Source organism: Desulfovibrio sp., assembly GCF_034006445.1.
Lineage (GTDB): Bacteria > Desulfobacterota > Desulfovibrionia > Desulfovibrionales > Desulfovibrionaceae > Desulfovibrio.
This window is the reverse complement of sequence record NZ_JAVESS010000002.1, coordinates 166,737-179,157: the sequence shown is the minus strand read 5'-3', so window position 1 is coordinate 179,157 and position 12,421 is coordinate 166,737. Positions and strand designations below refer to the sequence as shown.

At 57.9% G+C, this 12,421-nt stretch carries 12 protein-coding genes; 1 reads left to right on the top strand and 11 read right to left on the bottom strand.

Translation table 11 applies throughout. The features are described from left to right. Positions 1-56 precede the first annotated feature (56 nt). The 6 genes from nifS to RBR41_RS03500 form a co-directional block, all read right to left on the bottom strand. Positions 57-1,211: a cysteine desulfurase NifS gene (gene nifS / locus RBR41_RS03525; protein WP_320351104.1), complete on the bottom strand. Its 1,155-nt coding sequence runs from the start codon at positions 1,209-1,211 to the stop codon at positions 57-59. Between the two features lie 4 nt (positions 1,212-1,215). Continuing rightward, entirely contained in the window at positions 1,216-2,052 is an 837-nt protein-coding gene (nifU, locus tag RBR41_RS03520) for a Fe-S cluster assembly protein NifU (protein ID WP_320351102.1), read from the bottom strand. Beyond that, complete coding sequence (locus RBR41_RS03515) at positions 2,036-2,479, bottom strand: Rrf2 family transcriptional regulator (protein WP_320351101.1); 444 nt, start codon at positions 2,477-2,479, stop codon at positions 2,036-2,038. Before RBR41_RS03515 ends, nifU begins: the two co-directional genes overlap by 17 nt. Positions 2,480-2,515: 36 nt before the next feature. After that, complete coding sequence (metA, locus tag RBR41_RS03510; protein WP_320351098.1) at positions 2,516-3,457, bottom strand: homoserine O-acetyltransferase MetA; 942 nt, start codon at positions 3,455-3,457, stop codon at positions 2,516-2,518. Positions 3,458-3,649: 192 nt separating this feature from the next. Continuing rightward, the gene (locus tag RBR41_RS03505; RefSeq protein ID WP_320351096.1) at positions 3,650-4,381 is read right to left on the bottom strand and encodes an ATP-binding protein; all 732 of its coding nucleotides are present in this window, start codon (positions 4,379-4,381) and stop codon (positions 3,650-3,652) included. Between the two features lie 3 nt (positions 4,382-4,384). Beyond that, positions 4,385-5,041 (bottom strand): HAD-IIIA family hydrolase, encoded by a 657-nt coding sequence (locus RBR41_RS03500; protein ID WP_320351095.1) that lies wholly within the window; start codon positions 5,039-5,041, stop codon positions 4,385-4,387. Between the two features lie 291 nt (positions 5,042-5,332). Between RBR41_RS03500 and RBR41_RS03495 the strand changes: the two genes are divergently transcribed. Next, on the top strand, positions 5,333-6,229 hold the full coding sequence (locus tag RBR41_RS03495; RefSeq protein WP_320351094.1) for an ornithine carbamoyltransferase: 897 nt from the start codon (positions 5,333-5,335) through the stop codon (positions 6,227-6,229). Between the two features lie 47 nt (positions 6,230-6,276). On the opposite strand, the gene RBR41_RS03490 is transcribed toward RBR41_RS03495, so the two are convergent. The 5 genes from RBR41_RS03490 to dnaG form a co-directional block, all read right to left on the bottom strand. Continuing rightward, the gene (locus RBR41_RS03490) at positions 6,277-6,861 is read right to left on the bottom strand and encodes a serine/threonine protein kinase (protein WP_320351092.1); all 585 of its coding nucleotides are present in this window, start codon (positions 6,859-6,861) and stop codon (positions 6,277-6,279) included. After that, positions 6,843-7,625, bottom strand: coding sequence for a 7-cyano-7-deazaguanine synthase QueC (gene queC, locus RBR41_RS03485; protein ID WP_320351090.1), 783 nt, complete (start codon positions 7,623-7,625; stop codon positions 6,843-6,845). The genes RBR41_RS03490 and queC overlap by 19 nt, the downstream gene beginning before the upstream one ends. Continuing rightward, positions 7,622-8,716, bottom strand: coding sequence for a thermonuclease family protein (locus RBR41_RS03480; protein ID WP_320351088.1), 1,095 nt, complete (start codon positions 8,714-8,716; stop codon positions 7,622-7,624). Before RBR41_RS03480 ends, queC begins: the two co-directional genes overlap by 4 nt. A 140-nt stretch (positions 8,717-8,856) precedes the next feature. After that, positions 8,857-10,626, bottom strand: coding sequence for an RNA polymerase sigma factor RpoD (gene rpoD, locus RBR41_RS03475; RefSeq protein ID WP_179979344.1), 1,770 nt, complete (start codon positions 10,624-10,626; stop codon positions 8,857-8,859). Further along, complete coding sequence (gene dnaG / locus RBR41_RS03470; RefSeq protein ID WP_320351085.1) at positions 10,613-12,355, bottom strand: DNA primase; 1,743 nt, start codon at positions 12,353-12,355, stop codon at positions 10,613-10,615. The genes rpoD and dnaG overlap by 14 nt, the downstream gene beginning before the upstream one ends. Positions 12,356-12,421: the final 66 nt, after the last annotated feature.

The following is a 12,421-nucleotide window of genomic DNA, read 5'->3' as shown; positions in this document are numbered from 1 at the left end:
CATTTCAAAGTTAATCTGCTTTAGAGCAGTGTACCCTTTTTCAAGGGTAGCACGCTCTAATTCTTGAAGGGTGAAATGGCTCTGAGCGTTTCAATGACCTGCGGAAAATGCTCAATCACAAAATTCACATCGTCTTCGGTGGTGTAGCGTGACAGAGAGAGGCGGATTGAGCCGTGCGCATAGTTGAAGGGAACGCCCATGGCGCGCAGCACATGTGAGGGTTCCAGGCTGCCCGACGTGCAGGCCGATCCGGAACTGGCACAAATGCCCAGCCTGTCCAGCATGAGCAGGATGGCCTCGCCCTCCACATTCTTGAAGGAAATGTTGGAAGTGTTGGGCAGGCGGTTTTCCACATCGCCATTGACCATACAGTCGGAGATGCGCTCAAGCAGGCCTGCTTCCAGCTTGTCGCGCAGCATGGCCACCTGTACGCGTTCTTCCTGCATATGATCCAGCGCCAGTTGCGCGGCAACGCCCATGCCTACAATGTAGGGCACGTTTTCCGTACCGGCCCGGCGTCCCCGTTCCTGATGACCGCCGCGCAGGAAGGGACGAAAGCGCACGCCCTTGCGGATGTACAGGGCGCCTATGCCCTTGGGCGCGTGCAGCTTGTGCCCGGAAAGCGACAGCATGTCTGCGGGCAGATGGCTGAGGTCAATGGGGGTCTTGCCCACTGCCTGCACTGCGTCGGTATGGAAAAGCACGCCTTTTTCGCGTGCCATCTCGGCCATGCGCTGGATGGGATAGATATTGCCCACTTCATTGTTGGCAAACATGATGGAGACCAGCGCCGTGTCTTCAGACAGGGCCTGCGCATACTCGTCCATATCAAGCCTGCCCTTGTGGTCAACGGCAAGATAGGTGACGTGATAGCCGTGACGCTCCCAGTGCTGCATGACGTTGAGCACGGCAGGGTGTTCCACGCGGGTGGTGATGAGGTGGCGTTTTTCCGGCTGCGTCTGAATGGCCGACCAGATGGCGGAGTTGTCGCTTTCAGAGCCGCAGGACGTGAACAGGATTTCGTCCGCGCTGGCACCCAGAAGTCCGGCCAGGCTCTCTCTGGCGGCGTCCACGGCATCGGCCACCTGCCCGCCGAAGGTGTGCATGCTGGAGGGGTTGCCATAGAGGTCAGTGAGGTAGGGCAGCATGGCGTCCCGAACTTCGGGCGCCACCGCCGTAGTGGCATTGTTGTCCAGATATATGGTTCTCATGGCCTTATGCCTCCTCAACCACTAGGTCGGGTTCCACATGTTCACGCAAGAGGCGCTGCACCAGGTCGCGGATGGTCACATCGCTGGAGCGGCATTGAGCGCAACGTCCGCGCAGCGAGACCACCACGCGCAGGCCGTCTACATCGACGAGTTCAATATCGCCGCCGTCGGCCGCAAGAAGAGGCTTGATTTCTTCTTCAATGGTCTTGAGCACCAGTTGCATGCGCTGCACATTGGTCATCCGCGGCTTGGGCTTCAGCTCCACCAGGGGCTTCTGCTTGAGCTCGGCCGCGAGAATCTCGCCGATTTCATCCAGGCATTCGCCGCACGCGCCGCCAGCCTTGGTGTAGTTTGTGACCTCTTCAACTGTCTTGAGCCCGTTTTCCCGGATGGCGCGGATGATCTGGGCATCGGTCACGCCGAAACACTTACAGACGAGCTTGCCTTCCTCATGGGCGTGCGGCACGGGCGGTTCGCCCTTCCACTGCCGGATGGCGGCCTCAAGCGCCTCCTGTCCCATGACCGAGCAGTGCATCTTTTGCTTGGGCAGCCCGCCAAGAGCATTGGCAATATCTTTATTGCTGATCTTGAGGGCGTCTTCCACAGACATGCCCTTGATCATGTCAGTCAGTACGGAACTGGAGGCAATGGCGCTGGCGCAACCAAAGGTTTCAAAGGTTGCGTCCTCGATGATGCCCTGTTCGCTGATCTTGAGATAGAGCTTAAGAGCGTCGCCGCAGGCCAGACTGCCTACTTCGCCGACGGCATTGGCCCCTTCCAGAGGACCCACATTGTGGGGCCGCAGGAAATGGTCATGTACGGCTTCAGTGTAATTCCACATAATTACCTCCCGACGCGGAGTGTTTCTCTGTGTCTATGATTTCTTGCAGCGTTCGCTGTTGCAGAAAGCTGCGGATGTGTGCGTCCAGTTCACTCCAGAAGCCGCGTGTGGAGCAGTGCTTTTCCCGCTGGCAGGAACGGCCCTTGCTCAGGCAGCGTACTGGAGATATTTCGCCTTCAAGATGCTGAAAAACTTCTTCCATATTAATATCAGTGGGAGCTTTGGCCAAAGCGTAGCCGCCGCCGGAACCGCGTACGGCCCGCAGTACGCCCATGGGGCGTAATGCCCGGACAATCTGTTCCAGGTAGCCCGAAGAAATGTTTTCTTCGCGGGCTACCTGCCCCAGTTGCAAAAGACTGCCCTGGGGTTGGGCTGCCAGTCGCAATAGAAAACGCAGTCCGTAACGGGTTCTGGTAGAAAATCGCATAGGCTCCTCGTCTCCGGCAAGCGGTCGGTTTGGGTATTACAGAGACCGCGATTCGCGGTTCTGGGCAATGGCTGTAAGACTGAACGGAGTTTCCTGATACACGTAATAGTTGAGCCAGTTACAATAGAACAAATGCGCGTGCGCCCGCCAGTTCATGTGCGGCAAGGCGGCAGAATCGTCATTGGGGTAGTAGTGCTGCGGCACATCAGGGCTGAGGCCCCTGTCAACATCGCGGCGATACTCTGCATCAAGTGTTCCCCTATCGTACTCCAGATGCCCGGTCATGAAAACTTGGGAGTGATCCTTGCTTTCCGCAAGAGTGACTCCCGCTTCATCCGACTGGGCCAAAAGGCGCAGACGCGGTTCGTCAAGGATGTTCTGCGCCCGCACTTCGGTATTGCGCGAATGCGGCGCGGTAAAAGTATCGTCAAAACCCCTGAAAAGACGGCAGCCCGGATGCAATATGTCGTGATTGAAAATACCCGAAAGTTTGCTCGGAAGATTGAATTTGGGTATGCCGTAAAAATGGTACAGGGCCGCCTGGGCCGCCCAGCAAATATACAGGGTCGAGTACACGTGGCTGGAGGCATAGTTCATGATGTCAAGCAGTTCATGCCAGTAGTCCACATCCTCAAAGGGCAGGTGTTCCACTGGCGCTCCGGTGACTATCATGCCGTCAAAGCTGCCGTGCCGTATTTCGCTGAACGTCTTGTAAAAACGTTCGAGATGCTGGGCCGGGGTGTTCTTGGATTCGTGAGCCTCAGTGCGCAACAGGGTGATATTGACCTGAAGAGGTGAGTTGCTCAAAAGCCGCAGCATCTGTGTTTCTGTGGCAATCTTGGTGGGCATCAGATTGACGATGGCTATTTCAAGCGGGCGGATGTCCTGCGCCACGGCGCGGTCTTCGGTCATGACGAAAATATTTTCGTTTTCGAGATCTGCGCAGGCGGGTAAATCCGCGGGAATCTTGATGGGCATGGCCTCTTCCTTGACCCTGAAGTTATTATAAAGGCAGTGATTCTCTTACCTGGTTGTGTGCATTTTCAGCGTCTGGTCCCCGCTTTGTGCTCTCGCGGGGACCGTGGTTAAAACATAGCAATTTGCTATGTTTTGTCAAGACGCTATAAAGGCTATTTGTTTGTACAGACAGAAAGAGAGTCGCTGTTCATGTTACACCGCAACTATCTGGCACTCCACAGGAATATCGCTTTGAGCATCTTTCAGGGCTTGCTCCACCAGTCGCTCAAGCCCGCCACAGCACGGCACGCTCATGCGCAACACCGTGAGCTTGGCTATTTGCCCAGATTGTATAATGGCCGTGAGTTTTTCCAGCAAAGCCGCATTGTCTTCAAGCTTGGGACAGGCGATGATGGGAATGCGGCCCGCTATCCAGTCCTTGTGCAAATTGGGCAGGGCAAACCCCGCACAATGGGCGGCCAGCAGCACATGCGCGCCCTTGAGAAAGGCGGCAGTGGGCGGTACAAGGCGCAATTGTATGGGCCACGAGGGCAAATCTGTGACAAGGCCGGGATTGGCTGCCACAGCGGCGGGGCTCAAGGGCTTGAGGGCGCGCGCCATGCTTCCGGGGCACCCGCCGGGTTTATGCGGCATGCCGTGTGCAGGCCCGTGCGGGCCGTGTCCGGCAGGTTTGCCAGGCAGCCCATCGCGTTCAGCCTTGGCGGCCAGGGCTTCTTCCTCGTCAAAATCATCGGCCTCACGCTCTATAAGCTGTAAAGCGCCCTCGGGGCAGTTCAGACAGGCGCCCAGACCATCGCAGTATGAATCTTTTATAAGTTTGGCCTTGCCGTCAACAATGGCCAGCGCGCCCTCGGCGCAGTCCAGTATACACTGGCCGCAGCCAGTGCACTTTTCTTCATCAATCTGAATAATAAGACGCTTCATATGCTATTCCTCGTCTGCCAGTGTAGGCAGTTGGGAAGGACTGTCAATAATATGGTCGGCTCCGGCACTACGCAGTTCTTCTGCGCCACGGAATCCCCAGGCCACGCCTACAGAAACCACGCCCGCATTGTGTGCGGTCAGCACATCTACATCGCTGTCGCCCACATACAGAGTTTGTGGGACAGAAATATGCATTGATTCCATCATGTCCAGAAGGGCACGGGGATGTGGCTTCAGGGGCGCGTCCTTTCGGGCGCCGCGAACCAGGGCAAAGGGAATGCCGGAAAAGTAGTGCCGGACGATTTCCTGGGTATGTTCATCGGGTTTATTGGAAAGAACCGCCAGAGGGTGCCCTGCGGCCTGCAGGTTTTCCAGGGCTGCCATAACGCCGTCGTAGGGGCGGCTGTGTTCGCACATATGCTGCGCGTAGTAGTGGCGGGCTTCTTCCTCGATCTGCGTCATGGTCTGTTCGTCAAGGTTGGCGTCTGCGGGCAGGGTACTGCGCACAAGTTTGCCAAAGCCGTTCCCCACAAACTGCCTGTAGCTTGACAGTGGATGCGCGGGGTAGCCGTATTTCTCGAGGATGGCGTTGCAAGCGCCGCCTATGTCAGCAAGAGAATTGAGCAGGGTTCCGTCAAGGTCAAAGAAAAAGGCTTTCATCAAAACTCCCGTTGGTCCTTGGTAACAGTAGAAGTCCCACAATGGCGTTGTAAAACATTGTAGCGGAAAAGCAGTACAAATCACAAGTCTGCACCCATGCAAAAAAGCATCAAGGTGAATTTTACACACAGGATTGACTGCTGGCCCCACAGTGTCGGGCTGTTTTTTGTACAAAGGCTTTGCGTATGGTGTCAAATGCTTGCGCGACGCTTCTGGACAGAGGCACGACGCCTTGTTAGAGTCTTAGCACCAGGCTGAATTAACGTATGTGACCCTCGTCACGGAGGATTTATGGCACGACATATTTTAACTATCAAGAATCTGGGCGAAAAGGCATCCTGGCTCCTTGTGCAACAGGCCATGGGCATGCCGGACGCCAAAACCCGTACCAATTTTATGAATGAACGTGTGGCGATGCTCATGTTTGCCGACTATTCCCTGCCGGAACGGCTCTGCGTTTCGGCGGCGGTGCGGCAAATGGGCGGAGCTGTGGTGTATGAAGGCAACCGTAGTGTCTGGCGAAGAGAGCTGGCTGCCTTTCGTGAACAGCTTATGCCTATCTTCAGCTATTATGTGGATTGCCTTTATACGTACGGCTTGTCGGTGGGTTCCTGGGATCCTGATCGGCTTGCCTTGCGCTTTCCCATCATCAACGCGGGCAGCCCCGACGCCCACCCCGCGCACGCCCTGGCTGATATTGCCTGCATGCTCCGCAATTCCAAGGACCTTCGCAATGTGACCTGCGCCTGGATCGGCTGCCTCAATGGCACCCTGCATTCACTGGTGACGGCCACGGAGTGGTTCCGCTTCAACCTGCGTATTGCCCTGCCGCCACATGTAAACGGAACTTCCCTCAAGGAAGAAGCGGCGCGGCTTGGAAGCAAGATCGAATTTGTAGATACGCCTGAAGATGCCGTGCAAGGTGCTGATTACATCTCGGTCGGCAGCCGGGGCGGTCTTACCGCTGAAGAATATGATGACTGGAGCGTGAGCGACGATCTGTTGGCCAAGGCAAAGCCGCACGCCAGGGTCATGCTTGGCGCGGCGCCGGCCGATGCCATCATGGTGAGCAGCAACATCATGCGGAACGGCAAAACGTCCATGCTGGCGCAACAGTCCGAATACCGGCTGCGCATGCACAAGCGCATGCTGCACTGGGCGTTCCTGGATAATGACGACGATGCGTAAAAAGAACCGCCCGTTTTACGGGCGGTTCTTTTTACGTAGCGAACGTGTCAGTCCGCCAGGATTTCATATTGCTCCAGCTTGTCCCACACGGCGCTGATCAGCATGGCCATGATGGCCGCCAGGCGGGCCATGGACTGATTGTCCAGAGGCGTGGCTTCGCCACGAATCCGCGCCGTTTCCACAGCAAGGCGCTGGCAGAAAAGTTCGGGGCACTGTGACTGCTGCCCCTGGGCCAGCAAGGGCATATATTGGGCAAAGGGGCCATCCACAAAGGCTTCCAGCTTCGCGCCTGCGTCCTCTGTGCATTTGCCGGAGCCTTCGGCCTTGTCTGCGCCCTGGCCGTGCTGCGCAGCCTGACTCTGGTCAGCGTGCTGCAACAGGTTGCCTGTCTGGCGCAGATAGCCCATGAGCACGCTGTTGGGGGCGTACTGCATAAGGCCCGACGTGACCACAGCATGGGTAAAGGCGCGCCATTCCGAGCAAAAGCTGATGGCACCCGGGCCATCAAGATAGCTGGATGGCAACTGGGCGCTGTGCGCCAGCCGCACCATGCCTTCCACATCCGAATTGATGGCAAAAAGAATGCAGGCCGCTTCAATGCCCTGTGCGGCAGTCAGCTGTTTTTTGGACATACTCTTTCACCTTCGGCCCGGCAGGCGGCCACGTACTCGGCATAGCCCGCTGCCCGCAATTTGCAGGCCGGGCACTGGCCGCAGCCATAGCCCCAGTCGTGGCGGCTGCCGCGCTGGCCCGCGTAGCATGTGTGGCTTTCCTCCACAATCAGGTCAACCAGGGCGGAGCCGCCCAGACTGCGCGCCAGGGTCCAGGCGTCTTTTTTGCTGCGCCACATGAGCGGCGTGTGCAAGGCGTAGTTCGCGCCCATGCCCGTGTTCAGGGCCACCTGCATGGCCTTGATGCTGTCGTCGCGACAATCGGGATAGCCGGAATAGTCGCTCTGGCACACGCCCAGCACCATGTGGCGTATGCCCAGGCCGTACGCCCAGGCAGCCGCATGCAGAATAAAAATAAGGTTCCGGCCCGGAACAAAGGTGGTGGGCAGGCCGTCAGGGCCGTGCTCTTCAATGGGCGCGGATGATGTGAGGGCCGTATTGGCCAACTGGCGAAAGAGATCAATATCCAGAAGGCAATCGGGGCCAAGGCGCTGTTCCCATTGGGGCTTCAGAGCGGCCATGCCCTGCCGCAGGTTCTGGCGGCAGCCCAGTTCTACGGAATGGCGCTGCCCGTAATCAAAGCCAAGGGTGCGGACATGGCCGAATCGTTCCAAAGCCCAGGCCAGGCAGGTGGCGGAATCCTGACCGCCGGAAAAAATGACCAGAGCGGTTTGATCCGCCAGCGGCCCGTGAGCTGTGGTATTTTGTCCGAGGCTTTCGTTCATGGCGTCACCGGCCAGAAGGGGCAAATCCGCGCAGGGGCGTAGCCCGCCATGAAGGCGTCCATCAGATTGCCGAAATAGACGCGGTTTCTAGGGCGTATTTTTTGCGCTTCGGCACAGTCTGAGGGGAAGAAACGCAGGGACTCCTTGTTGCCAAGGTAGGTGTTTTTGGCCACAGGCTGCGAAAGCAAAAAGCCCCACATGCCCCGGCGTTCGGCAATGGCTTCGTGCTGCAGGTTGCGCAGGCGTTCCTGCAACTGCGGGCTCAGGTCGCGGTGCGGATAGAAATAGGCCGCGCCATTGCGCACCATGATTTCATTGAGGGATCTGCCGTCAGGCAACAGAACTTCGGCCAGGATGCGGCCATACAGGTCGCGGTGTTTGACGCCCGCCTGAAGGAGCTTTACCTGCTGGCCCTGGGTCAGCGTTGTGAGCTGGACCCTTGCTTCCCGCGCAAAAAGCTGGCCCTTGCGGTCGCCCTTGGCCAGTTCGGGCGCGTCAATGCCCGCCAGACGCACGATGCGCCTGTCCGTAAGCTTGAGGGTGTCGCCGTCAAAACAGGTAGCCACAAAACCAAGCGGCTGGGGCAGAGGCGGAGCATCGGGGCCTGGGCTGGGAATCGTCTGAGTCGAGGGCACCGCCTGCGTTGTGGGGGCTATCTGGGGAGCAGGGGCGGCTTGGGGCGCGGGGGTTGCCTGAGGGGCAGGCACGGCTTGGGGCGTGGGGGCTGCCTGGGGCGTGGGGCTTGCCTGAGGGGCAGGCACGGCATCGCTGGCGGCGGGAGCAGTGCTCACAGGCACTGCGGCGGCAGCCGGTTCAACGGGCGGAACTTCAACTTCAGCGGCGTTCGTGACCGTTGCTGTGGCGTCCCGGGGACTGTCGGCGATGTTCGGGATGGTGCTGCCAGCAGTGTCCGCAGTATCCAAAGCCGCATCTGCGGGCGTGGTGGTGGCGGTCTGCTGTTGCGTCTGAGCCCAGGCGCAGGCCACTGGTGAAAGGCTCAACAGGGGCAGGAGAGCCAGCAGACAAAGAAGGCCAAAAAATCTGGGCGCGCTGTACAGCCGCCCGAACCTGCGCAAAGCTGACACAATCACTATGGTATCCTGCTGCATGTGTGAAAAAGTGGCGGGATCATGCCGCCCTTTCAAAGTTGTGAGCACCGTAAACCCTGCTGTTCTGCGCGGCCATGAAGCCGGGGCGGCCTGACGCTTACTGCCAGACCGCCCCGCATGAATCAGTTTTCGTAGTATGAGCGCAGAGGCTGGCTGCGAACCGGGTGGCGCAGTTTGCGCAGAGCCTTGGCTTCGATCTGCCGGATGCGTTCACGTGTGACGTTAAAGAGCTTGCCCACTTCTTCAAGGGTATGGTCGCTCTTTTCAGCAATGCCGAAGCGCTTGCGCAGCACCTGCTCCTCACGCGGGGTGAGGTCGGCCAATACGGCGGCCAGCTGCTCGGACAGCTTGGTGTTGATGACTTCTTCAGCCGGGGCCACAGCCTTTTTGTCTTCAATGAAGTCGCCGAGGCTCGAATCTTCTTCATCACCAATGGGCGTTTCCAGCGAAATGGGTTCCTTGGCGATCTTGAGCACCTTTTTGACCTTTTCCACCGGATATTCCATACGTTCGGCGATTTCTTCCGGGGTGGGGTCGCGTCCCAGTTCCTGCACAAGGTAGCGCGACGTGCGGATGAGCTTGTTGATGGTCTCAATCATGTGCACGGGTATGCGTATGGTGCGGGCCTGGTCGGCTATGGCGCGGGTGATGGCCTGACGGATCCACCACGTGGCGTAGGTGGAGAACTTGTAGCCGCGCTGGTATTCAAACTTGTCCACAGCCTTCATGAGGCCGATGTTGCCTTCCTGGATGAGGTCAAGGAACTGAAGCCCGCGGTTGGTGTATTTTTTGGCAATGGACACCACAAGCCGCAGGTTTGAGCGGATAAGCTCCTGCTTGGCGCGCATGGCGGCGGTGTTGCCGCGCTTGATGCGCCACAGCACTTCTTCAAGATCCGTCACGTTGTGGCAGCATTTTTCCTGAAGGCGGCTGAGAATTTCTATCTTGCCGATGATCATTTCCTTGAAGGAAAAAAGCTCGTCCACGCTGAGCTTGAGATCGCGCGCAGCGTCAACGGGGTTCACTTCACGCTTTTCAAGCCCGTCAAACATGGCCTGGATTTCTGCCTGGGTGCGGCCGGTGGAAAGAATGTAGGCCGAAAGGTCGCGCTGGCAGTTGTGCATCTGGCGCACGTAGTCTTCAACCGTTTCAATGATGCGGTCGATGAGGGTCTTTTCCAGCTTGATGTCGCGCAGGCGCGTGACGATTTCTTCCTTGAAGCAGATGATTTCTTTCTGCACGGCAGTGACGCGGCGATCCATGCAGGCACATGTATCCAGCTTTTTGTAAATCTTGCGCTTTTTCTTGAAGGTCTGCTTGATTTCGTCAAGCAGCAGAATAACGCGTGAACGCTGGTTCATTTCGTCTTCGCTGGGGTCGTCCTCTTCAATGGTTTTGACCACATCCTTAAGCTTGATGCGGTTCTGGCGCAGGTCTTCGCCAACATTGATGAGTTCTTCAACCGCCACAGGAACTTCAACCAGGGCGTAGAGCACGTCCTGCTCGCCCATTTCGATTTTTTTGGCAATAACCACTTCGCCGTCACGGTCCAGCAGGGGAACGGCGCCCATTTCGCGCAAATACATGCGCACGGGGTCGGTGCTGCGCGACGAATAGTCGGCGGACTCTTCGTCTTCGGACAGATCCAGCGAGCTGTCGGTAATTTCTTCATCCGACTCGGTGGCAGCGGCGGAAATCTTTTTGCCGTCCTTTTCCGAGTCCACAATAACGATTTCCAGCTGTTCAAAAATGCCGATAATTTCTTCAAATTGCTCGGGCGTGCTCATTTCAACGGGCAGAGCCTTGTTGACCTCTTCAAAAGTCAAAAAGCCCGCGCCCTTGCCTTTAGCAATAAGCGATTGAATCTGCTGGATATCTTTAAGATTGCTCATGCCCTTTCTCCAAGGTTTCCTTAAGTGCGCGAAGATAGTCCAAATCAGCCTCAAAGTCACCTGTGCCGGTATTGGCTCTCAAGGCTGCGGATAGAGATGATTTTTGCGCTGAGGCGTAGTAATTGTTCAGATAATGCCGCAGTGATTCCAGTTCCCTGTCGCCGTTGTCACGCGGTGCGGCCTCCGGGCCGCAACATTTGCACCAGAAATTTTTTTCTCTCTGGTCCAGTTGATGAAAAACCGCTTCCGGGCCGTGCGTTTCGATCTTGTCCCACAACTGTCGGGCCACGGGGGATTGGAGAACCAGGTCGGCCCCCATTTCCTGCATGTCCGTCAGCCGGTGCGGGTAGCGCACGGCGAACATCATGACTTCACGATCGCGTATGTTCTGTCGCGCGCGCCCGGTCGAAGTTCCGCCAGTTTCGGCGCGCGTTCTGTCTGACCGTGAACCGCGCGACTGGACAAGCCCTTCGCGCAGGTCGGTCTCTGACAGTTGAAGATGATTGGCCAGCCGTGAAACGTAGGGGCTGACCAGTTCGGGAATCTCCACCTGACGCAGAAAGTTTCGCGCCCATTCCACGGTTTCCCGTGGGGCAAGCGCCTTGAGCACATCGACGCAAAACCTGAGGCCGTCCGGGGCCTGGGCCTGCAGTTCCTCAAACGCTTCCGGGCCAGCGCCGCGCAGCAGGCTGTCGATGTCTTCACCATCGGGCATCAGCACAACCGAGCAGGACAAGCCGCGCGTAAGCAGCATTTCGCACGACCGCAGGGCCGCCTTGCGCCCGGCGCGGTCGCCGTCAAAAAGCAGGGTCATCTGCGAAACAAAACCAGAAAGCCGTTTGATCTGCTCTGGCGTCAGCGCCGTGCCAAGCACCCCAACGGCATTGTCATAGCCGAACTGGTGCAGGGTCAGCACGTCCATATACCCTTCGGTCAGCAGTACCCGCCCCTTGGTGACCAGACCCTTGCGGGCCTGCGCCAGACCGTAAAGATGTTCGCCTTTTTTATAGATGGGCGTGTCGGCGCTGTTTATGTACTTTGCTTCGTCCTCATCGCCGATGATGCGGCCGCCAAAGGCTATGATCTGGTTGGACAGGCTCTTGATGGGAAAGATGAGCCGCCCCCTGAAGCGGTCATAGGCCCGCCCGTTGCCGGACTGCCCCAACAGACCGGACTCAACCGCCATACGCCCGTCAAAACCCGCGCGCCGCAGCGCATCCGCCAGGGACTGCCACTCTCTCTTGGCCCAGCCAAGGCCAAAGCGCTGCACTATTTCCTGGCTCAGGCCGCGCTTGTCTATGTAGGCCCGGCATTCTTGGCCGTCAGGGCTGTTGAGCGTGGCGGCAAAGTGCCCGGCGGCCAGCTCATACATGCGCAGCATCTGCTGCCGCGAGGAGCGGCGTTCACGTTCCTCACCCTGCTGGCGGGCGCTGCCAGGGCCGCGCTCAATGGTTATGCCGGCCTCAGCGGCCAGCTGTTCAAGTGTTTCCTTAAAATCAAGGCCATTAATGCGGCTGTAAAAATCAAAGATGTCGCCCGAGGCGTGGCACCCGAAACAGTAAAACAATCCCTGGTCTTCATTGACGGAAAAGGAAGGCTTGGTTTCCTGGTGAAAGGGGCAGGGCGCTACCCAGCGTGGGCCGTTGCGCCTGAGTTCCACATAGCGGCGCACGATGTCCACAATATTCATGCGCTCCTTGATGGCGCGTATGGCGTCCTTGGACTGCATTGCAGATTCTTTTCCTTGGCCAGAGAGCGGTGTGCGCGTGTTTCGGCACTGTTGCCGTCAGCGGTG